This is a genomic window from Campylobacter sp. BCW_6467 (assembly GCF_001762855.1).
Lineage (GTDB): Bacteria > Campylobacterota > Campylobacteria > Campylobacterales > Campylobacteraceae > Campylobacter_D > Campylobacter_D jejuni.
This window is the reverse complement of the sequence record NZ_MJXP01000047.1, coordinates 117,480-140,248: the sequence shown is the minus strand read 5'-3', so window position 1 is coordinate 140,248 and position 22,769 is coordinate 117,480. Positions and strand designations below refer to the sequence as shown.

The window sequence follows — 22,769 nt, the reverse complement described above, 5'->3', positions numbered from 1 at the left end:
TTTTAATAAAGCTCTATATCTTTAGAATTAAGTTCTTTATAAGCTGCACAAGCTTCTTGATGTTTTTGATCACAAGCCATACCAAAATATCTTTTTGCCTTTGTTAGATCTTGTTTTTCTAGTTGATTATAGCGTCCTAACAAATAACAAGCCTCACTAAAACCTAAAGTGCAAGATTTAGAATAAAAAGCAAGGGCAGATTTTACACTTGCCTTAACAAGCTCTCCTTTATCATATAAAGATCCTAACTGATAACAAGCTCTTGCATTTTTTAAATCACAAGATCTTTTATAAAAACTTGAAGCCATTTGTCCATCTTTTTCTTTTTCATAAAATAAAGCTATATTATTACAACTTAACGATTCTCCTAAAGCACAAGCTTTATTAAAAGCCAAAAGAGCTTCATTTTTATAACCTTGATTTTGCAAAAGCAAAGCCATATTAGAACACGCATTTGCTAAACCCAATTTACAAGCTTTATCATAAAATTTATAAGCTTGATTTAAATCCTTACTCACACCCTTAGCACTCTCATGCATAAAAGCTAAAGAAAAACAAGCTTTAGAAATATCTTTTTCGCAAAGATTCTTAAAAATTTCATAAGCTTTATCAAATTTATTTGCCTCGTAAAGTTTTAAACCCTCTTCTAGCTCACTTAATGCAAATAATGAATTAAAAAATAAAAATAAAGCTAAAAATATTCTCATCAATCTTCCTTTATATTTTCTCTAACATTTAAAATCTGTGCTCTTCTTTTTTGAAGTTCTGCTTTTTTAAGATCTAAAAATTTATTTTTTTCTTGGATTAAATTTTGACTTTGTTCTAAGAAATTTTTTGCAATTTTTATCAGAATAGGCTTATTAATAAGCAAAGCTTCAAACTCATAAACATTTAATTCATTTAAAACTCTTTCATAAATTTCGCTTTTTTTAGGATAAAAAAGTACAAATTCAGAACTATCAAGCTCATAAAGAACACGGCTTTCATTGATTTTACGACTAAAAAATGCAAGGCTTAGTTTTGTAGCATTTTCATAATTTGTAAAAGCCTTAAGATTTAATTTTTCAAAAAATAAATCAAGCTCTAAAATACTTTTAAATAAAAGCTCTTTAAAATCTTTCAAAAAGTACTCATCGCTTGCATTACAAAAAGCTCTTAATTCACTAAAATTTTTATCACTTTGGAAAATGTGATCTTTTTGTATGTTTGAAAATTCTGCTTTAAAAAGCAAAATTTCTCTTTCAAGTATGTTTATAAAATCTTTTAATTTCATCTTGATTTCTTCAAAAGATTTATAAAGTTCATTTTTGATTTTTTTAAACTCTTTACTCATCACATCACTATTATAAAACATCGCCAAAAAAGCATCGTCGCTTGAAATATAAGGCGCTTTATAATCATATCTTGTGTATAAATCTTTCTTTAAAAATCCTTTGCTTTCTTTGTAAAAATAAGCATCTTTTTCCTTAACACTTGCAAAAATTTCACTAGAAATTCTTTCGCTAATGCTTTTAAGCTGTTCTAAAATCTGATGGTTTAAAATTTCAATCTCTTTTAAAAAATTTTCATACGCTAAAAGTAAATGCTTTTCATAACTTTGAAATTGATTTAATAAACGATCAAAAATACCTACAAAAAGTTGGTTTTCATCTTCTAAAATTTCGCATAAATTTAAAATTTTTCTTTTAACAAATTTTTCTTTTAAAGCTGTTGTATCTAGCTGAGTTAAAAAATCAAGCAAAGATTGAAAATTAGATTTTTCATAGCTTTGCTCATCTTTGGCTTCTTTGCAAGAAATAGCAATAAGCTCATTAAAATATTTTAAAAACACACTTTTTGCATAATTTAAAACATTATCTAGCTCTTCTGTGTTTAATTTATCTTTTTGATTTAATACACAAATGCTATTTTCTCCTAAAAGTTCTAAATTTGCTTTTATGGCATCTTCTTCACTTTTTTTACCCGCATTATCAATCAAACTTAACCAAATCGCCCCATGAATATTTTTAAGCTCATCAAGAGTTGTTAAAGTATCATTTTCATTTGCATTTAAACCTGGAGTATCTACAAGAGTGATTTTTTCAAGTAAAGGAATGGGTGCAAAAATATGCAAACTTTTTGCTTGTTTTACTTCATTTCTTTGATCCGTATAAAAGGCTAATTTTTCTATATTTGTGATAATATCACTTCCATCTTCAAATTCTACTCTTAAAAAATATTCTTTTGCATAGCGTAAAAAAGTAGGTTTAAAAGTAACAGGAACAACACCCGTAGGCAAACAATCACACCCTAAGATCAAATTTAGCAAACTTGATTTACCACTTGAAAACTGCCCTATAATAGCGATATTAACATTCTTATCCAAAGAAAACACAAGCTCTTTTAATTCATTTTCTAAAGCATAACTTGCGTGCATAAAAGGCTCGTTAAGTTCCTTGCAAAGCTCTTGAATACGCCCTTTAAAGCTATCATCAAAACTCACACTATAAGTATTTTCATAGGCTTTTATAAAATCATTTAAAAGATTAATCTGCATTTAAAAGCCCCATTTCAAGTTGTTTTAATTTTTCAATTTTTTCTAAATTTTCTTCAAAAGAATTTAAAATATTAATATCTTGATTTTTCAGACTCTGTAAAACTTTTTCAAGACTTTCTAATTTTGATTTTTGATTTTTTTCATAATGTTTTAATTTATCATTTAAAAACTCAAAAAATGCTTCATTGATATTTAAAGAGTTTAAAATTTCGCTCATTTTAAATTCTTTAAAAGTATCAAAAATAACCGTATCTAAATTCGTTTCAAGCTCATATAAATCTGATTTTAGATTGCTTAATTTTTCAATTTTCAATCTTAAAAGTGCAAATTTTTCGCTTTGAAAAATACTATCTATATTTTTTGAAATTCCATCTTTAAAACCTTCAAAACCATTATCAAAATCATCTTTTAAAAAATCATATTTTAAAGATAAATTTGTTTTAAGCTCCTCGATTTTTTTAATATTTTCAAATTTAATTTCTCTTAAAATATCATTAATTCCATCTTTTGTAGTAATATCAACTATATTTAAAATACGAGAAAGATTAAGCTTTTGTGCATTATTTTTCAGATATTTAAACTCATCTATCAAGCGTTCTTTTAATTTTTTAGCCAAAAGTAAAACAAGATTATCTATGCCACTATCTATATTTTTAAGTTTTGCAATGGAATTTGAAATTTCATCTTGTGCTTCTTTTAACAAGGTATTTTGCTTTTGAAGTTCAAGTAAAAGCTTTTGATTTTCTTCACTTACACCTTGTTTATTCTCCTTAATAAGACGATTTTGCATTTCATATTCGCTTAGAATATTTTTAAGCTCTAAATGTAATTCTTTTTTGTAAGCTCTTAAGGCAATCTTACTTTTTTCTCCTGCATAAAGCTCATTAAAAAGATAGTTTTCAAATTCTTGCATACCACTTTTTTGCAAACTTTCCTTAGGCGCTAAACCCTTATAAAAATCACTTGCCATTTTAGCACTCACACATAAAAAATCAATCTTTTCCACCAAATTTTCATCTAAATCCACAAGTCTTGATTTTAAGCTTTCTTTGGTATAAACAATGACTTCTTCTAAATCCTTTTTGCTTAACAAATCCGCTTTAGTTAAAACAATTAAAAACTTACTCAGCCTTGAGTTTAAAAGACAATGCACCAAAAAGTCCGCATCCTTTTGAGTCAAGCTTTGAGAAGCATTCATTAAATGAATTAAAAAATCACTTTCTCTAAGATACTCATTTGTAACAATTTCTCTTTGAACTACAACATCATCAAGCCCTGGAGTATCAACTATAGAAATATTATTTTTTAAAAAATCTAAATGACTTTTAATTTCTATTTTTTTAATTAAAGCTGAAATTTTATTTTTAGCTGAACTGAAATTTTTAAGCTCACAAAGTGCGATATTTTGTATTAAAGGTTTATCTTTGATAAAATCCTCTATATTTACACTCTTATCCAGCTTGTCAATAAATTCTTTTAAATCTGCATTAAAGTGCGAACTTTCAAGTATATTTTGCCATTCTTTTTTATCCCAAAAATATATCCTTGCTTCTTCACTCTTACCATAGCTTAATACTGTTAAATTAGCTGTTTCAGGTATGTTTGAAACCCCTAAAAAATCTTCTTTTAAAAGAGCATTTAAAAGACTTGATTTTCCTGCATTCATCACGCCAGTGATGGCTATATTAAACTCTAAATTTTGAAATTTTTCCAAAGTTTTTTGAAGTCTTGATTTTAAATTTTCATCAAAACTTAGCTTTTGAAGCTCCAAATTAATGGCGTTTAATTCTTTAAAATCATTTTGAAATAAAGCTTTTTGATCTATACTTTGAACTTTTTCTTGTGAAATAAAATCAAATATTTCAGTATTTTTTGAAATTTTTTCTAAAATTTTTAGAGCCTTAAGCAAATCTTGCTTTGAAATAAAACCTGATTTAAAAAGATTTAAAATACAAATTTGAGCATTTTGTATACTAAAAATATCCACTCTTAAATCAATTTTTTTGCAAAGCTCTTGAAATTCTTTTAAGAGAAAATATCTTTCATAATTGTCTTTATTGACACTTAAAATAATCGCACACTCGGCCGTATCAAGTTTGCTTTTATTTTGAAATTTAGCATCAAAATTTAAAAATTGGAGTTCATTTTGCCAAATTTTTTGGAATAATTCTTTCATAATCTTCCCCTTAAAAAGGGGAAAGATTTATTTATTTCTTTGAGCCACAAGTTGTCTTCTCATATAAGCAATTTTACTTTGCAAAGGTAATTCTTTAGGGCAATTATCTTCACAAGCAAGCAATGACATACAACCAAAAACACCATCATCATCGCCCACTAATTCATAAAAATCTTCCACACTTCTATGGTCATGCGGATCTTGTAAATATCTAGCTGTTCTTAAAAGTCCTGTAGCAGCTATGAAATTTGGACGCATAAGTTTAGTTGCACAAGAAGCTACACAAATTCCACACTCTATACAACGATCAAGTTCAAAAGTTTCATCCGCAACCTCTGGCTCAATGCGTTCTTCAAGTTTAGAAATATCAGTTTCTTTTTCATTATGCACCCAGCTTTCAACACGCTTACACATGTCTTCAAACCACTCGCCTGTATTCACGCTTAAATCTTTAATATGTCTAAATGCAGGCATAGGCATAAGCTCTATCACTCCATCAGGATAATCTTTAGTTAAAGTTTTGCAAGCAAGTTTTGGCACTCCATTAATCATCATTGCACAAGATCCGCAAATCCCTGCGCGACAAACAAAGTCAAAACTCAGATCCGCATCCATTTTTTCACGGATCAAAGTCAAACATACAAAAACTGTCATAAAAGGAGTTTCTTCAAGCTCATAAGTCACAAAATGTGGTTTAGAAATTTTGCTTAAAGGATTATATTTAAATGCCTTTATTGTCAATTTTCTACTCATAATCAACTCCTATTCTTTGGTTTGGTGCTTTATATTTAGCTTGCAATTCATAAGGCATTAAAGCGTTTTGAATTTCATAACGACCTTTGCCTTCAGCTTCCATTTTTTCACGGATAGCATCCACTTCAGCTTGGCGTTTTTCACTTAAAGGATTTTCTATAATATTTCCTTTAGCTCCATATCCACGGAATGCTGGTGGAATTTCCATTTTCATAATATCAAGCTCTTCGTATTCTATGCGTGGTAAGGTTTCGCCTTCTACCCAAAAAGTATTGGTTCTTTTCATCCAATTTAAATCATCTCTTTTTGGATAATCTTCTCTATAATGCGCCCCACGACTTTCTGTTCTTAAAAGCGCTCCATAAGCTACACAAAGTGCTATTTTTAACATTCTTGGCACTCTATACGCTTCTTCAAGCTCTGGATTTGCACAATCAAGTTCTTTACAATGTACTTTAACGTCTTGAGAATCTTTATAAAGTTTTTCAAGTTCATCTACTGCTTCTTTCAAACCTTCACCTGTTCTAAAGATGGCCACCTTATCCCACATGATTTCTTTCATTCTGTTTTTGATTTCAAAAACATTATATTTACCTTCTTTATCTACTAAAGATTTTAAATATTGATACTCTTTAGTTAAGAAGTCTTTTACTACATTTGTGTCAATTACTTCACCATTATTTTTACAATAATCTGCAAAATAATCTCCCACTATCATACCTGCTACAACAGTTTCAGCACATGAATTTCCACCTAAACGATTAAATCCGTGCATATCCCAGCAAGCTGCTTCTCCACAAGCAAAAAGTCCGTTTAACCATTGACTTTCACCTGTTGGTTTAGTTCTAATTCCACCCATAGAATAATGCTGCATTGGAAGAACTGGCGCCCAACCTTTTGGACCTTCATCTGCTGGATCAATACCATTGAAAGTTTTGCAAATATCTTGTACATCGCGGAGATTTTTTTCCACATGAGCACGACCCAATATAGAAATATCAAGCCATAAATGATCCCCATAAGGACTTTTTACACCTTTACCTTTGCGAATATGCTCCATCATTCTACGACTTACCACATCACGGCTTGCAAGTTCTTTTTTCTCTGGTTCATAATCAGGCATAAAACGATATCCATCCACATCACGCAAAATTCCGCCATCACCACGACAACCTTCGGTAAGCAAAATACCGCTTGGTACAATAGGAGTTGGATGAAATTGCACTGCTTCCATATTTGAAAGTCTGCAAAGCCCTGTTTCAAGAGCGATGGCTGCGCCCGTTCCTTCGCAAATTACCGCATTTGTAGTTTGCTTATAAATTCTACCATAGCCCCCTGTTGCTATCATGGTTCCTTTTGCAATATAAGCAATAAGTTGTCCATTAGTTAAATCTCTAGCGATCACACCTAAGCATTTTTTACCATCATGGATAATTCTTACTGCTTCCATTCTATCAATAATTTTTACTTGATGTTTAATAGCTTCATTTGCTACACCATAAAGCATACAATGCCCTGTTGCATCTGCGATATAGCAAGTTCTCCATTTTTTAGTTCCACCAAAATCTCTAGCATTAATAAGCCCGTGCGCTTCTTCTTTTTCTTCAATCACAGTTTTTTGTGCATTGATTACAACAGTTCTTGGACCTTTAGTAACTCTAGTCCAAGGCACACCCCAAGCCGCAAGTTCACGCACTGCTTTTGGTGCAGTTTGAGCAAACATTCTTGCTACTTCTTGATCACAGCCCCAATCACTTCCTTTTACTGTATCTGCGAAGTGAAGATCTTCATTATCACCCTCACCTTTTGCCCCATTTGCTAAGCTTGCCTGCATACCTCCTTGCACCGCTGCAGAGTGAGAACGCTTCACTGGACAAATACTTAAAAGTGTTACACTTTGGCCACTCTTTGCTACTTCAATAGCCGCTCTAAGACCTGCTAATCCTCCGCCTATTACTAAAGCATCACTATATTGTATATTCATAATTTGCTCCATTGTAGTTTTTTATCATCGCAGTAGTTTGGGTTTGATTTTGGTAGTTTTCATAACCTATTTTTATAAATGCTGCAAGACTTAACACACCTAAAACTAGGAAGAAAATACTGATTATCCATTTAGCAGTTTTAAGCTTTTTACGACTTTCTTTTACATTTTTTCCTTCAAACCAACCCCATTTAACACAAAGTCTATAAAGCCCTATACTTCCATGAAGTTCAACACAGACTAAAAGAACAGCATAAAAAAGCCACATAAAATGACTTACAACCCTATCTCCTGACATATCGCCGCTGATTTTATCTGCATTGGTTACAATAAAAATAAGATGAGCAGAACCTAAGAAAAACATAATAAAACCTGTAAAAGCTTGAACCCACCATAACGAAGTATCGCTGTGATTCATTTTTTTACTGTGTGTTCTTAGTATTTGATACTGACGGTAATTAATAGGAAATTTTCTCATTGCAAGTAAAGCATGAACGAAAAAAACCACTAAAACACAGGCGGCTAAAAATGAAGTAAGATAACTCATAACAGGATTATCGTAAACAAATTTTAATTCTAAAAAATGTACCACAGAATTAAAAAAATCCTCACTGACTAAAATTGTAGAAACAAAAAGCATATGCACCCACATAAAAAGACCTAAAAAAAGCCCTGAGGCACTTTGGATAAAGTCTAATTTCGCAGGCATTTTACTTTTTTTGCCCTCAATGCTCTTACCCAAATAACCTTCGATAAGCTCACGCATCTTTACTCCTTTGTAAAAAGAAATTAAAAAAATCCATTTCATTATATTACAAAAGTCTTTAAGATAGATTAAATATTTACTTTTTTAAACTTTATACAAATATAAACTAACAAAGTTGTTATAAACATTATAAAACTTAAAATTTGCCCCATACTCATACCCCATAAAACAAAACCTATACCAAAATCAGGCTCGCGATAAAATTCACATATAAATCTTGCCAATGAATAAGCACCAGCATACACAAGAATCAATTCCCCTTGAAAACTTTGCTTAAATCTTGCTAAATAAACTATAATAAAAACAACAATACCTTCTAAAAATGCTTCATAAAGTTGCGATGGATGGCGCAATACTCCATCAACATAAATTCCCCAAGGCACATTTGTAATGCGACCAAAAAGCTCTTGATTTAAAAAATTTCCTATACGACCAAAAACATAAGCCAATGGAACACTTAAAGCAACCAAATCAAGAAAAATCCAAGGATTTGTTTTATATTTTTTACAAAACAATAAAGTAGCTATCAAAAATCCTATAATTGCTCCATGATAACTCATACCTCGAATACCTACAAATTCACCATTAATATAAGGATTAAAAATTTGCCAAGGATGAGTAATATAATACATAGTATTTGCATCATAAATCAAAATATATCCAAGTCTTGCACCTAAAATAACCCCTATTTCAACCCATATAAAATAACTATCCAAATGTTTTTCATTAATGTCTAGTTGAAATTTTCTTACAAAAAATTTAGCCAAAAGCAAAGCTAAAAGCAAAGCTATAACATACATAATGCCATACCAATGCACCTTTAAACCAAAGATGCTAAAAGCTATAACATTAAAATTTGAATAAATATGCTGCCAAAATTCCATATATCTTTCCTAATTTTCTTTTATAAAAATATAACAAAAAAACTTTAACTTGCTATAATTAACACAAACACATTAAATAAAGGTAAAAAATGAAAAAATATATTTTACTTGCTAGCAGTATGTTAATTTTAGCAGCTTGTGGAGGCACAAGTAGTAATTTTGTCAATGTTTCTATGCCAAATTTTAAACCCCAAGTTCCAACAAAGGTTGAACCTATTGATTCTGGAGTAAGCATTGCTCTTGAGCCTATTAATATAGAACAAAATAACAATTATTCTGATTATTTTGAAAATTCAGTGCTTAAAATTCGCATAGAAAAAGAAATTGATCTTTTAAAACAAAATTTAGAAGAGCAGATCAAAACCATCGCTCAACTAAAAGGCTATAAAATAGTTACTACTAATCCAGACTACACTCTTAAAAGTTCAATCAGTATTTATACAGAAGAAAAAAATGCACAAAAAACAAGCAATTTTATGAGTGGAGATTATGTAAAATCCAATTTAGGTATAAATTTTAAAGGTAAAATAGATTTTATAGATGCACACAATCCACAAAATTCAACCAATCTTTCAAGCAGCACCAAACTGGATTCTTTAGTTGCGCTTAACTATCCTATTAAAAATGATGATGGGGTTAATATGTTTAAAACTACTATCTCCACCGTACCAACTCAACTCAATAAAGGTTTGGAGCAACCTGCTTTTGAAATTGATAAAAGTATTTTAGCTTTTTATAAAAATACATTAAATACACTTTATAACAATCTTCCAAAAGCAACAGACATAGGCAAAACTATACCTAATACAAACAGTAGTTTTAATAGTTTTGATGGCAATGCTACCTTTGAAGAAAGCTTACCTCAAACAAATTTTAATCAAAATAATACAATTGAAAACACACCTACGCAAAATATTCCTACAAATCCGTCTTCAACAAATCAAAATAATCAAAGTAAAAATCAAGATGGGGTAGAAATATTTGAATGATAAAACTTGTGAGAAAATTAAATTTTCTCATACAAAAAAATAACTATCATTCTACTTTAAAATCAATGCTTGTTGCATTGCATTTTTTATCATCTCTCTTTTATCTTGTATTTCAAAAAAAAGCTCAAAAGCAAAAACCCCTTGCCATAAAAGCATATCAAGTCCATCTTTAATTTTTAAATGATACTCTTTACACAATCTATAAAAAGGTGTTTCTCTGCCATAAATTACCTCAAAAGCAAATTTAGCTTTAGGTAAAATTCTACCTAAAAGCTCCCTATCACAAGGTAAATTTTCATCTTTTAATCCAGCAGAAGTTGAATTTATAACCAAATCAAAGTCAAAATCTTGCAAGTTTTTATAAAGATAAGTTGGATAAGCTAAAAAATCTTTAAATCTTTCTTTGCTGCGATTAGCTATATACACTTCTACGCCTTTTTGTTTTAATGCATAAGCAAGCGCCAAAGCTGTACCTCCAGCACCTAAAATCAAAGCTTTTTTTATATTATCAAAATCCTTAATAGCTTCTAAAAAACCTAAAGCATCAGTATTATAAGCGTAAATTTTATCTTCTTTTAAGCATAAAGTATTTGCAGAGCCAATATTTCTAGCAAAATCATCCTTCACATCAGCAATATCTAAAGCTTTTTCCTTAAAAGGCAAAGTAATATTAGCTCCACTAAGTCCTAATTTAAAAAAATCTTCTCTTAAACAGTTAGCATTTCTTAAATGATAGCGTGTATAAATGCTATCAAGTCCTAAGGCTTTGATAGCATTATTATGCATTCTAGGCGATTTAGAGTGAGAAATAGGATCGCCTATAACTGCTAAAAATTTCATTTTAAAGTAAAAGAAAAAGCATCTTTTGCAATATCCTTACGGATTTTAGCAAGTTCTGCTGCAATATCTGCCTTTTCAAATGGTCCTATTAAAACCTTAGTAATTTCTTTACCTCCAACTGTAGTTTTATAAAGTTTATAATCATAACCTTTTTGTTTTACAGAAGCAAGTTCTTTTGATTTTTGATCCAAATTACTTACTGAGAAAATTTGCACATAAATACCCGATGCTAAACCACTTGGATGTACAGGTTTAGCATCAACATTTTTAAATAAATCATTTGCATTTTGTTCTTTTTTAGGGGTTTGTTTTGCACTTTCTTTTTTTACAGCTGTTTGTTTTTTTGCTTCTTCTTTAGGTTTTGCAGTTTGTTTTACTTCTTGTTTGGGAGCACTTGCTTGCGGAGTAGTATTTTCTGAAGTAGTTGCTGTTGGTTCTGCTGGAACTTCTTGATCAGGCATAGCAAAATTTGTACTATCATTGTTATTTGAACTAGAGGTTGTTGTATTTTGAGTTGTATTTTGTTCATCTTGAAATTGTTTTCTTAATGCCTCAAATTGATCTTCTGCTGAAGTATTATCTGTAATTGGCATACTTTCAAAAGAAGTATCATTGTTATTGTCTTGAGTTGCTATAGGTTCACTTGGTAATACACTTTGATTTTGCGTATTTTCATCACCACTACCATTAATAAGTTTCATAACTATCATGATAGCTAAAAACAAAATAACTAAAGCAATAACTCGTAAAAGAATTTTTTTTACTTTTTCACTTTTATTACTTTTTTCTAAAATAATATCATCAAATTCATTTTTTTGATTTTCCATAATTTGTCCTTTCTTACATGTGCTTAGACCAAGAACTTCCTCGTTCTTTTTGATAAACCTCATAAGGCAATATTAAAATATTAAATTCCCTAGGTACATCCATACTAGGAAACACCTTCCATTCTACTGGCATTTTACTTGCAAACATCATTGAAAGTTTAGATGCTAAAGAATAACCTTCGTTTAACGCCGTGTGTCCTTTGTGAATATAAAGATGTAAATGTCCTGGAGTTTTAGTCTTATAGGCTGTGAAATTTATAAAACCTTCCTCTCTTAAAATAAGTTGTGCACGGTGATAAAATCTTTCAGCATTAAAACCATTATAATCAAAGACAATATTTTCTACTTTATTATCTTTTGTTATTAAATCATGAGCGACAACAATTTTTTTAGCAGCGTGTTCTCTCATGACATTTAAATTTAAAGGAGCATCAACTCTTTCAAATTTATCAAAAAATAAGCGACCTCTATGTGTAATTTTATTTACAATTTTATCGCGTCTTATATAATAATGATCGCCAATTATTTTAATTAGCGACATATCCATTGGTGAAATCAAAACATAGCCCTTTCATAAATAATAAAATTACTTGCAAGTTTTTTTAATTCTTGTTTAATATTCTTTTGTAATTTTTCATTATTAATATCATCTAAAATATCTGCAATATAATTTGACACAATTTCCATTTCTTTTTCTTTAAAACCTCTGGCAGTAAGGGCTGGAGTTCCAAGTCTTAATCCACTTGTGATAAAAGGACTTCTAATCTCTCCTGGAACGGTATTTTTATTTGCGGTAATTCCTGCATTTCCAAGAGCTAAATCTGCATCTTTTCCACTAAATTCACGATCTAAAAAACTCATTAAAACAAGGTGATTATCCGTTCCATCGCTAACAAGTTTAAATTTTCTATCCATTAAAACATTAGCTAAAACTTGAGCATTGGTTCTTACTTGTTTTGCATAAACTTTCCACTCATCGCTAAGATTAAATTTAAATCCTACTGCTTTTGCAGCAATTACATGCATCAAAGGACCACCTTGAATACCTGGAAAAATGGCAGAATTAATTTTTTTAGCAAGCTCTTCATCATTTGTCATAATAATACCACCTCTTGGGCCACGCAAAGTTTTATGCGTAGTTGAGCTTACTACATGAGCGTGTGGAAAAGGACTTGGATGCTCACCTGCCACAACAAGACCTGCAATATGTGCTATATCAGCAAAAAGATAGGCGCCTACTTCATCAGCGATTTCTCTAAATTTAGCAAAATCAATCACTCTTGCATAAGCACTAGCTCCACAAACTATAAGTTTTGGTTTTTCTTTTTTAGCAATTTCTCTTACTTTTTCATAATCAATTCTTCCATCAAGTTCTACGCCGTAAAAACAACTTTCGTACATTTTACCTGAAGAACTTACTTTTGCACCATGAGTCAAATGTCCACCATGACTTAAATCCATTCCTAAAATTTTATCACCTGGATTAATCAAAGCCGCATAAACACCTTGATTAGCTTGAGAACCTGAATTAGGCTGAACATTAGCAAATTTACAATTAAAAAGTTTTTTACATCTTTCAATGGCTAGAGTTTCAATCTCATCAACAAATTCACAACCACCATAATATCTTTTACCCGGATAACCTTCTGCGTATTTGTTTGTCAAAATACTTCCCATAACTTCCATTACTTCAGGTAAAGTGAAATTTTCACTCGCTATCATTTCAAGACCTTCACATTGACGCTCTAACTCTTTGTTTGTTAAATCAAAAATTTCTTTATCAAACATTTCCAAACTCATTCTTTCTCCTTTAGTTCTGATTTTAATGGACGCATTGCAGGAAACAATATCACATCTCGAATAGATTTTTTATTTGTCAAAAGCATAACAAGTCTATCTATGCCTATGCCCTGCCCTGCCGTTGGAGGCATTCCATAACCCAAAGCATTTACAAAATCTTCATCCATTTCGCAAGCCTCTTCATCGCCTGCATTTTTAGCTTCAATTTGTTTTAAAAATCTCTCATATTGATCAAGAGGATCATTAAGCTCATTAAAACCATTTGCCAATTCTCTTCCACAAATAAACAACTCAAATCTCTCAGCAATCTGAGAATCCTCATCGCTACGTCTTGATAAAGGACTTATGGAAATAGGAAAATCAATCACAAAAGTAGGATTGATCAATTTTTCTTCCACATAATTATCAAAAAGTTCAGCTTGCAAATGTCCAAGTTCAAGCTTTTCATTCGCTTCAAAACCATCAGCTTTTAATTTAGTAAGAATTTTTTCTTTATCTTCGATTAAATCCCTATCTAAACCACCATATTTACAAAGTGCATCTTTATAGGTTATTCGTTCAAAAGGTTTAGAAAAATCTATCATTTTTCCATCAAATTCTATTGTTTTTCCCAAATTAAGTTTATCCAAAAGTAAAGCAAAAAGTTCTTCAGTTAAATCCATTAAATCTTTATAATTATGATAAGCCCAATAAAATTCTATAGTTGTAAATTCAGGATTATGGGTTAAATCCATACCTTCGTTTCTAAAACAACGATTGATTTCAAAAACCGCCTCAAAACCACCCACTACAAGTCTTTTAAGATAAAGTTCTGGAGCAATTCTTAAAAATCTTTCTACGCCTAAAGAATTGTGAAAAGTTACAAAAGGCTTAGCGTTTGCTCCACCTGCAATCGGATGCATCATAGGAGTTTCTACTTCTAAAAAGCCTTTATTTTCAAAAAAATGACGAATCAAACTCACCACTTTAGAACGCACTAAAAAATCTTTTCTAACTTCTGCATTCATTATCATATCAACATAACGTTTACGATATCTTTGTTCAATATCTGTTAATCCATGATATTTTTCAGGTAAAGGAACAATAGCTTTTGTAGCGAGTTTTACTTCACTTGCATGCAAACTAAACTCACCTGTTTTAGTTACAAAAGGAAAACCTTTAACCAAAACAATATCACCTACTTCTAAATTCTTTTTCAAAATCGCATAAAGTTCTTCACCTACGCTATCTTTACTAAAATAAATTTGTAAATTTGTATCCTCATCTTCAATGTTTGCAAAAATCGATTTCCCAGCTATACGCAAAAGTTTCAAACGTCCTGCAACGACAGCATTGACACTTTCATCTCTTTTTTCAACTTGCTCTAAAATATAAGAAAATTTATCCTTAAAAGTCTTTAAAGACATTTCTTTTTCTAAAAAATGAGGATAAGGATTGATCCCTAAATTTTTTAATTCCTTAGCTTTTTCTATTCTTTGCTGCTCTAAAATATTATCAAACATTTATATTTTTACCTTTGCTTTTTGATTATTACAATCACCACAAACACCATAAAGCTGCATCAAATGCCCTGTAAGTTTAAAACCATGTTCTTTTGCAATCAAGGCTTGCTGTCTTTCTATAATAGGATTTTCAAATTCTATAATTTTTCCGCAATTTTTACATATCATATGATCATGGTGAGGTTTATTGGCAAGCTCGTATTTTTTACCTGCTGAACCAAAAGAAATGGAAGTTACCATTTCTGCTTCTTCAAGCAAATTTAAAGTACGATAAACAGTTGCAATTCCTACATTTAAATCAGGTTCAGCTTGTTTGATTTCCATATATAAACTTTCGGGTGTGTAATGAGTATCACTGTGATAAAGAGTTTTTAAAAGCACTTCTCTTTGCTTAGTATATTTAAGCCCGCCTTGTCTTAATATTTTTTTAAACCTCTCAAGTAAAACATCATATTCCACATTTTCTATCAGCATATCACTCCCCTTTTTGAGTATTGTTTAAATCACTTACAATATCTTGCAACTTTTCATTAGCATGATCTAGACTATTTTCTGTTAAAGGTTGATTCATAATAAAAGATCCAGTTTCTTTAAGCAAATTCAAAGTATAGCTATTTTTAGCAAAATTATCTAATTTATCATTTAAAAAATCGATTCTTGCTACACAAAAAACCAAAATTGCAAAAATTAAAAAGATTTTTGCCCCACCAAATATAAAGCCACCAATACGATCTAAAAAACCTAGGCCACTTAATTTGATCAACTTAGAAAGAAAATTACCTGCCAACAAACAAACTATCCAAAAAATAATTAATATGGCCAAAAATCCAGCAAATCCAGCTAAGCTTTGATTTTCTATCTTATAAAAAGTACTTTGTATAAATTCAGCCGCTTGAGTTGCATATTTTGAAGCAATAAAAACACCACCAATAATACCCAAAAGCCCAAAAATTTCTTTTATCAAACCATTGATAATACCCTTAAGCCCTAAAAGCAAGGTAAATCCTAAAATAAAAGCATCAAACCAATAAAAATTCATTTCAATCACTCTCTGATTTTTTTGTTTTAAATTTATTCTACAAATAAGCACTAAATGCTAAGTTAATCATTCTATGATTTTAGGAACAACAAAAAAATGTTCTTGTTTTTTTGGAGCACAATCTAAAACCTCATCAATAACATTGCTATTTCTTATCTCATCAATCCTCAAAGGAGCTCCACCTTTTATAGTACTCACAGTAATCTCTTGGGAATCTAAATCAAGTTCGTTTAATTTTTCAACAAAATTCACAATTTCACTTAACTGTACAATGGTTTCATTTCTGTTTTTTGTTATTTGTAAAGCACTTAATTTTTCAAGCTTGCTTAATAATTTCTCATCTATTTGCATTTCTTAAACCTTAATAAAAAAGTTAAAATTTTGAAAATTATATCATAAAAAGCTTTAAATTGTTTAGGATATTTTGCAATTTATATGATACAATACCATAATTTTTCTATACAAAAATAAAAATATTTTTTCAAGGATAAATTTTGGGACTAAAAGATAATTTAAAAGCTGTTAAAAATGAACTTAACACAGAAGAACAATTTATAGAAAATTTTATCAAAGGAGAGAGATTTATACGCAAGTATAAATTTTATATATCTGCTGTTGTGATAATTTTAGTTGCTTGGTTTGCTGGAAATTTTATAATCTCAAAAATAAACGATTATAAAACAAAAGAAGCAAATGAAATTTATGCCAATCTAATACAAGATCCTAGCAATAAAAATCTTTTAGAACAACTTAAAAATAAAAATACTAATCTTTACGCTATCTTTTTACTAAAAGAAAATATTAATGATTTTAATAATACAACTCTCCAAAATGAACTAAAACAAATTTATAATAATGCTCAAACAAACACTTTACTTAAAAATATTATCGCATTATCTTTAGGGGATAAATCGATATTTTTAAAAAATTATGATAAATTATTAGAAGCTTACAAACTTTTAGAGCAAAATAAAATCGAAGAAGCTAATGTTTTACTTTCTCAGATAAAAGAAAATTCAAGTTTAAATCAAATAGCTAAAAACCTCAAACATTATCAAGGCATTACACAATGAAAAAAATATTTTTAACACTATTTTGTTTAATATTTCTATGTGCTTGTGGCACCAAAAGACAATATTTTGAACCAAAACAAACCGATGGAGATTTAAGTCATAATAGCAATTTAAAAAGTAAAATCGTTGATTGGAATCTAGTTTCTGCAAAACTTAGCAATAATACAGCTATCTTAAAAAATAATATCTCCATAGACAAGTTTAAACTTCCTAAAAATTATATGCTTCTAGCTTATCAAGATGGGGAATATTTTACTGCAGATAACAATGGAAATTTAAAAATTTTTGACAATTCTTATAATGAAATTTATAATTTTCAATTTGACGCTAGTGTTGTAGGAGTAGCTTCTAATGGAGATGATTTAGCCCTTGTACTTGCAAACAATACCATAGTTCTTGCAAATCGTTCTTTGGGTATTAAATTCAGTCAAACCCTAACCTCAGCTCCAGCCCAAGACAGTCGTACCGCTAATCCTATATTTTTAGACAATATCATCGTTTATCCAACACTAGATGGTAAAATTTTAATTCTTTCAAGAAACAATCTTCAAATCATTAAAGATGTGGTTATTTCAGCAGAAAATTTTTTCAACAATGTAATCCATCTAAGTGTAATCGGAGATAAACTTATAGCAGCAACAGCTAAAAAAATCATTGTTGTAAGCCCTGCTAGAACTCTTTATCTTGACGCTGACATAAAAGATGTTGCACTTAGCGATGATGGTATTTTTATACTAGAAAAAGATGGCACTATTATTAAAACTGATTATAACTTAAGAAAAATTGCGGAAAAAAAATTTGAATTTGCTATTTTTGTAAAAAGCAATATATACAATAATTATTTATATATTTTTGAAAAAACAGGCTATCTTATCAAAATGAATCTAAATTTAGATAATGCACAAGTATTTAAACTTTCAGAAGCTGTTGATAAAATTTCTTTCATGGGAAATGGTAAATTTTACTACGGAGATAAAATTTTAGATTTGCTATGATAAAAATTTTAGAACAAACAATAAAGGCTTTAAAATTAAATTTAAAGCCCTATGACTTAAGTATGTTGACTAGAAAAAAAAGTTATATTTGTGCTAAAGATCAAAATAACATTCTTTTTATGTATACAGGAAAAACAAAATTTTTAATGAAAGATGCCTTATTTTTAGAAAATCTAGCACAGCAAATTAACATAAATAACAAATATTTTTTTAGCATGGCTTCTCTTTGCTCTAAAGCAAAAAATCATCTAGAAATGAAAGGATTTAATATCTATGCTGCTCTGTGACATTGGGAATTCAAATGCTAATTTCCTAGATGATAACAAATATTTTACTCTTAGTATAGATCAGTTTTTAGAATTTAAAAATGAACAAAAAATTTTTTATATCAATGTCAATGAACATCTCAAAGAACATTTAAAAAATCAAAAAAATTTTATCAATCTTGAACCTTATTTTTTATTTGATACTATTTATCAAGGATTAGGAATCGATCGCATAGCAGCTTGTTATACTATTGAAGATGGAGTTGTTGTAGATGCAGGTAGTGCTATTACAATTGATATTATTTCTAATTCTATACATCTTGGTGGTTTTATCTTGCCAGGTATTGCAAATTATAAAAAAATTTATAGCCATATTTCACCACGATTAAAAAGTGAATTTAACACTCAAGTTAGTCTTGATGCATTCCCACAAAAAACCATGGATGCTTTAAGTTATGGTGTTTTTAAAGGAATTTACCTACTGATAAAAGATGCCGCTCAAAATAAAAAGCTTTATTTCACTGGTGGAGATGGGCAATTTTTAGCAAATTATTTCGATCACGCAATTTATGATAAACTTTTAATCTTTCGAGGAATGAAAAAGATTATAAAAGAAAATCCCAATTTACTTTATTAAAAATGTTACAAAAATTCTCATTGATATCAAACCTTAATGAAATTTAACTTTTTGTAAAACAAATTCAATTAAACTTCTATTTAGAAAAAAGTTTATTAAAATAAAAAAAGGAAAAACAATGAGCCAACAAGAATTTGATGTGCTTATCATCGGAGCTGGAATTTCAGGAGCAGCATTATTTTACGAGCTTGCAAGATATACAAATATTAAAAATATTGCTTTGATAGAAAAATATAATACAGCTGCAACATTAAATTCTAAGGGAACGAGTAATTCTCAAACCATTCATTGTGGAGATATTGAAACCAATTATACTTTAGAAAAAGCGCGAAAAGTAAAAAGAACAGCTGATATGATAGTTAAATATGGACTCATGCAAAATGCGCAAAATAATTTCATGTTTTCTCATCAAAAAATGGCTCTAGCTGTTGGAGATATAGAATGTGATTATATGAAAAAACGCTATGAAGAATTTAAAGAACTTTATCCTTATATAAAATTTTTCGATAAAGCAAAAATCAAACAAATTGAACCCAAGGTTGTTTTAGGAGAAGATTGCAATCAAGATAGACCTGAAAATATCTGTGCCATGGGTGTTGAAAGCGGCGAGGTTTTTACAACTGTAGATTTTGGGAAAATGAGTATAAATCTAATAGAACAAGCCCAAAAACAAAATAAAAATACTTTCGTTGCTTTTAATCAAGAAATTATTCACATAGAAAAAAAGGATGATATTTTTATATTAAAAACCTCAAATCATCAAGAATACCATGCCAAAAGCGTAGTTGTCAATGCTGGAGCGCACTCTTTATATTTAGCACATAAAATGAACTTAGGTATGGATAAGTCTTGTTGGCCTGTTGCAGGAAGTTTTTATTTAACCAAACAAAAACTTTTAAATGGTAAGGTTTATATGGTGCAAAATCCTAAACTTCCATTTGCAGCTCTTCATGGAGATCCTGATTTACTTGCTGATATGAACACTCGCTTTGGACCTACCGCACTTGTTATTCCAAAACTAGAACGTTATCATGGTCTAAAATCAGTTCCAGAATTTTTTGAAGCGCTAAAACTTGATAAAACTGTTTTAAAAGTAACTTTTAATATGTTTAAAGATGCAACAATTAGAAATTACATCTTTTATAATTATCTTTTTGAACTACCTTTTGTTGATAAAAGCTTATTTGTTAAAGATGCCAAAAAAATAGTCCCAAGTCTTAAAGCAAGCGATATTTATTATGCGAAAGGTTTTGGAGGCGTAAGACCGCAAGTTATTGATAAAACTAAAGGAGAATTAATGCTAGGTGAAGCAAGCATCACAGAAACCCCTGGTATTATTTTCAATATGACTCCAAGTCCTGGAGCAACAAGTTGTTTAGGAAATGCTGAAAGAGATGCAAAGCTTGTGTGTAATTACCTAGGAATGGAATTTAACGAAGATAAATTTTCTTCAGAATTATTGTAATCATTTTGTTTCTATTTTTAGCTACAATAATTTCAAAAGGAGTTTACCATGCTTAAAAAAACAAAAATTGTAGCCACAGTAGGTCCAGCAAGTGAAAAGGAAGAAATTCTACGCCAAATGATTATCAATGGTGTAAATGTTTTCCGTTTAAACTTTTCTCATGGAACACATAAGTATCATAAAAAAAACTTAGATACCATAAGAAGAGTAGCTAAAGAATTGCATACTCGTATTGGAATTTTACAAGACATTAGTGGTCCTAAAATTCGTACAGGTGAACTTAAAGAACCATTTGAATTAAAAAAGGGTGATAGAATTGATTTTTATCGTGAAACAATTTTAGGGGAGAAGATTGCTCAAAATCATTATAAAATCAGTATCAATCAAAAATCTATTTTAGATATGTTAAAAATTGATGAATATATTTATCTATATGATGGATCAATTCGTGCTAAAGTAGTAAACATAGATGATCAAAAAATTGAAACCATTATAGAAAATGATGGTTTTTTAAACTCAAATAAAGGTATTAATTTTCCGAATACTAAAATCAATATTGATGTTATTACACAAAAAGATAAAAATGATTTACTTTGGGGTATAAAAAATGAAGTAGATTTTTTAGCAATATCTTTCGTACAAAATGCGCACGATATTGATGAAGTTCGTGAAATTTTAGCACAAAATAACGCAAAAATATCTATTTTTGCAAAAATTGAAAAATTTGATGCAGTAGAAAATATTGATGAGATTATTAAATCTAGCGATGGTATAATGGTTGCAAGAGGAGACTTAGGTATTGAGGTGCCTTATTATAAAGTTCCTAATATCCAAAAAGAAATCATACAAAAAGCAAACAATGCCTCTAAGCCTGTTATTACTGCGACTCAGATGCTTTTTTCATTAGCCAAAAGCAAAACCGCCACAAGAGCTGAAATTTCAGATGTTGCAAATGCTGTTTTAGATGGAACAGATGCAGTAATGCTAAGTGAAGAAAGCGCCGTTGGTATAGATCCTGCAAACGCTGTTGATATAATGTGCCAAACTATAATAGAAACAGAAAAACGCTATCCATATAACAAATTTAATGATTTTAATGATTTAGACAATACAGATAAAATCATGCGTTCTTCAGCTCATCTTGCAACAGATCTTAACTCTGATGCTATTTTTTCTTTAACAAGTAGCGGAAAATCTGCTATTAAGATTGCAAGATATCGTCCAAATATAGAAATCATAGCAGTAGGGCATTCTGAAAAAACCTTAAACTCTTTAAGTATAGTTTGGGGAGTTAATCCTGCGATTTTGGTTAACAAGAGTAATGAACTTACAGAATTATTAAAAGACTCTGTAAGATCAAGTGTTGAAAAAGGTTTTATGGATGAAGACAAATGCTATCTTCTAACTGCAGGCTTTCCAACAGGAGTAGAAGGTACTAGCAATCTTATCCGCATTCTCAATAAAGAGCAAATTGCTTATTATCTACAATAAAACATTAAATTCCTTTGAAAATAAGGAATTTAATGTCCTTATAAATTTTTTAAGTCAAAAGTCGATATAAATTAAAGCCTCACACAAAGGAGCAAATATGCAAGTGAATACTTTTTCAAATATCGCTAGCATGGCACAAACACAAGTTAGCAATAAGAAGGCAGATGATGCTAAGGAAAACACAAAAGACAAAAATGTTCAAAGTGCTAATTCTAGCAAGGATGTAGATAAAAATACCCTTGAAAAATTAAATGCACTTGGTGGAAAGGGCATTACACAAATTTACCTAGTTCAGTTTCAACAGCAAACAATGAATGCTGTAATAGGTTCGAGCAATGCCCAAACTGGACTAGATAGTCTTTTAAATGGTGCCAATTTAAATACTGCGAAATCTATACTTAAAAATATTGATTTTGCATCCTTAGGCTACAGTGGCAAAAATCCACTTGATATGAATACAGATGAACTTCAACAACTTGTAAGTGAAGATGGTTTTTTTGGAGTGGAAAATACAGCCAGTCGCATCGCGGATTTTGTTATTAAAGGCGGTGGCGATGATGTTGAAAAATTGAAAAAAGGTCTTGAAGGTATGAAAAAAGGATTTGAGCAAGCAGAAAAAATGTGGGGCGGAGAACTTCCTCAAATCAGTCAAAATACAATAGATGCGGCACTTAAAAAAGTTAGCGATCGCATCGATGAACTAGGCGGAAAAACTCTAGATCTTCAAGCTTAACTAAAAATGCTTA

General features: G+C 29.9%; 23 protein-coding genes. 8 read left to right on the top strand and 15 right to left on the bottom strand.

Translation table 11 applies throughout. From position 1 onward, the window contains the following. Window positions 1-2: 2 nt before the first annotated feature. The 7 genes from AJ888_RS07150 to lgt all read right to left on the bottom strand — a co-directional run bounded on the left by AJ888_RS07150 (window position 3) and on the right by lgt (window position 9,099). Complete coding sequence (locus AJ888_RS07150) at window positions 3-707, bottom strand: tetratricopeptide repeat protein (protein ID WP_044780457.1); 705 nt, start codon at window positions 705-707, stop codon at window positions 3-5. Then, complete coding sequence (locus AJ888_RS07145) at window positions 707-2,536, bottom strand: dynamin family protein (RefSeq protein ID WP_070233626.1); 1,830 nt, start codon at window positions 2,534-2,536, stop codon at window positions 707-709. Before AJ888_RS07145 ends, AJ888_RS07150 begins: the two co-directional genes overlap by 1 nt. Continuing rightward, window positions 2,526-4,712 (bottom strand): dynamin family protein, encoded by a 2,187-nt coding sequence (locus AJ888_RS07140; RefSeq protein WP_070283854.1) that lies wholly within the window; start codon window positions 4,710-4,712, stop codon window positions 2,526-2,528. The genes AJ888_RS07145 and AJ888_RS07140 overlap by 11 nt, the downstream gene beginning before the upstream one ends. A 27-nt stretch (window positions 4,713-4,739) precedes the next feature. Next, window positions 4,740-5,465: a fumarate reductase iron-sulfur subunit gene (locus AJ888_RS07135; protein WP_002854302.1), complete on the bottom strand. Its 726-nt coding sequence runs from the start codon at window positions 5,463-5,465 to the stop codon at window positions 4,740-4,742. After that, complete coding sequence (locus tag AJ888_RS07130) at window positions 5,458-7,449, bottom strand: fumarate reductase flavoprotein subunit (RefSeq protein ID WP_070296218.1); 1,992 nt, start codon at window positions 7,447-7,449, stop codon at window positions 5,458-5,460. The genes AJ888_RS07135 and AJ888_RS07130 overlap by 8 nt, the downstream gene beginning before the upstream one ends. Next, window positions 7,433-8,215 (bottom strand): fumarate reductase cytochrome b subunit, encoded by a 783-nt coding sequence (locus AJ888_RS07125; protein WP_002854660.1) that lies wholly within the window; start codon window positions 8,213-8,215, stop codon window positions 7,433-7,435. The genes AJ888_RS07130 and AJ888_RS07125 overlap by 17 nt, the downstream gene beginning before the upstream one ends. Before the next feature lie 68 nt (window positions 8,216-8,283). Continuing rightward, window positions 8,284-9,099, bottom strand: a complete 816-nt coding sequence (lgt, locus tag AJ888_RS07120; RefSeq protein ID WP_002861158.1) for a prolipoprotein diacylglyceryl transferase — start codon at window positions 9,097-9,099, stop codon at window positions 8,284-8,286. Window positions 9,100-9,188: 89 nt separating this feature from the next. On the opposite strand from lgt, the gene AJ888_RS07115 reads away from it, so the two are divergent. Next, window positions 9,189-10,088, top strand: a complete 900-nt coding sequence (locus AJ888_RS07115) for a membrane lipoprotein lipid attachment site-containing protein (RefSeq protein WP_052858564.1) — start codon at window positions 9,189-9,191, stop codon at window positions 10,086-10,088. 51 nt (window positions 10,089-10,139) lie between these two features. Here the strand turns inward: AJ888_RS07115 and AJ888_RS07110 are convergent, their stop codons facing one another. The 8 genes from AJ888_RS07110 to gatC all read right to left on the bottom strand — a co-directional run bounded on the left by AJ888_RS07110 (window position 10,140) and on the right by gatC (window position 16,447). Then, complete coding sequence (locus AJ888_RS07110; protein WP_070296217.1) at window positions 10,140-10,928, bottom strand: shikimate dehydrogenase; 789 nt, start codon at window positions 10,926-10,928, stop codon at window positions 10,140-10,142. Next, window positions 10,925-11,755, bottom strand: a complete 831-nt coding sequence (locus tag AJ888_RS07105) for an SPOR domain-containing protein (protein WP_002861155.1) — start codon at window positions 11,753-11,755, stop codon at window positions 10,925-10,927. Before AJ888_RS07105 ends, AJ888_RS07110 begins: the two co-directional genes overlap by 4 nt. Before the next feature lie 13 nt (window positions 11,756-11,768). Further along, window positions 11,769-12,314, bottom strand: a complete 546-nt coding sequence (locus AJ888_RS07100; protein ID WP_002859481.1) for a DUF1882 domain-containing protein — start codon at window positions 12,312-12,314, stop codon at window positions 11,769-11,771. Beyond that, a complete protein-coding gene (locus AJ888_RS07095) occupies window positions 12,311-13,555 on the bottom strand; it encodes a serine hydroxymethyltransferase (protein WP_002861154.1) in 1,245 nt (414 codons plus the stop codon). The genes AJ888_RS07100 and AJ888_RS07095 overlap by 4 nt, the downstream gene beginning before the upstream one ends. After that, window positions 13,552-15,057: a lysine--tRNA ligase gene (gene lysS, locus AJ888_RS07090; RefSeq protein ID WP_002861153.1), complete on the bottom strand. Its 1,506-nt coding sequence runs from the start codon at window positions 15,055-15,057 to the stop codon at window positions 13,552-13,554. Before lysS ends, AJ888_RS07095 begins: the two co-directional genes overlap by 4 nt. Further along, complete coding sequence (locus AJ888_RS07085) at window positions 15,058-15,531, bottom strand: Fur family transcriptional regulator (RefSeq protein ID WP_002854230.1); 474 nt, start codon at window positions 15,529-15,531, stop codon at window positions 15,058-15,060. Between the two features lies 1 nt (window position 15,532). Next, on the bottom strand, window positions 15,533-16,096 hold the full coding sequence (locus AJ888_RS07080) for a CvpA family protein (RefSeq protein ID WP_002857472.1): 564 nt from the start codon (window positions 16,094-16,096) through the stop codon (window positions 15,533-15,535). 66 nt (window positions 16,097-16,162) lie between these two features. Then, window positions 16,163-16,447, bottom strand: a complete 285-nt coding sequence (gene gatC, locus AJ888_RS07075; protein ID WP_002854550.1) for an Asp-tRNA(Asn)/Glu-tRNA(Gln) amidotransferase subunit GatC — start codon at window positions 16,445-16,447, stop codon at window positions 16,163-16,165. A 143-nt stretch (window positions 16,448-16,590) separates the two neighbouring features. On the opposite strand from gatC, the gene AJ888_RS07070 reads away from it, so the two are divergent. The 7 genes from AJ888_RS07070 to AJ888_RS07040 all read left to right on the top strand — a co-directional run bounded on the left by AJ888_RS07070 (window position 16,591) and on the right by AJ888_RS07040 (window position 22,756). Further along, window positions 16,591-17,169, top strand: a complete 579-nt coding sequence (locus AJ888_RS07070) for a hypothetical protein (RefSeq protein ID WP_002851102.1) — start codon at window positions 16,591-16,593, stop codon at window positions 17,167-17,169. Continuing rightward, a complete protein-coding gene (locus tag AJ888_RS07065) occupies window positions 17,166-18,164 on the top strand; it encodes a hypothetical protein (RefSeq protein WP_002861152.1) in 999 nt (332 codons plus the stop codon). The genes AJ888_RS07070 and AJ888_RS07065 overlap by 4 nt, the downstream gene beginning before the upstream one ends. Next, window positions 18,161-18,451, top strand: coding sequence for a hypothetical protein (locus tag AJ888_RS07060; protein WP_002854689.1), 291 nt, complete (start codon window positions 18,161-18,163; stop codon window positions 18,449-18,451). Before AJ888_RS07065 ends, AJ888_RS07060 begins: the two co-directional genes overlap by 4 nt. Further along, window positions 18,438-19,067: a type III pantothenate kinase gene (locus AJ888_RS07055; RefSeq protein WP_002854234.1), complete on the top strand. Its 630-nt coding sequence runs from the start codon at window positions 18,438-18,440 to the stop codon at window positions 19,065-19,067. Before AJ888_RS07060 ends, AJ888_RS07055 begins: the two co-directional genes overlap by 14 nt. A 118-nt stretch (window positions 19,068-19,185) precedes the next feature. Next, a complete protein-coding gene (locus AJ888_RS07050; RefSeq protein WP_002861151.1) occupies window positions 19,186-20,532 on the top strand; it encodes an FAD-dependent oxidoreductase in 1,347 nt (448 codons plus the stop codon). Between the two features lie 48 nt (window positions 20,533-20,580). Further along, window positions 20,581-22,023 carry a pyruvate kinase gene (gene pyk, locus AJ888_RS07045; RefSeq protein WP_002861150.1) on the top strand — a complete coding sequence of 481 codons (1,443 nt, stop codon included), beginning with the start codon at window positions 20,581-20,583 and terminating at the stop codon, window positions 22,021-22,023. 97 nt (window positions 22,024-22,120) lie between these two features. Beyond that, window positions 22,121-22,756, top strand: coding sequence for a hypothetical protein (locus AJ888_RS07040; protein WP_002861149.1), 636 nt, complete (start codon window positions 22,121-22,123; stop codon window positions 22,754-22,756). Window positions 22,757-22,769: the final 13 nt, after the last annotated feature.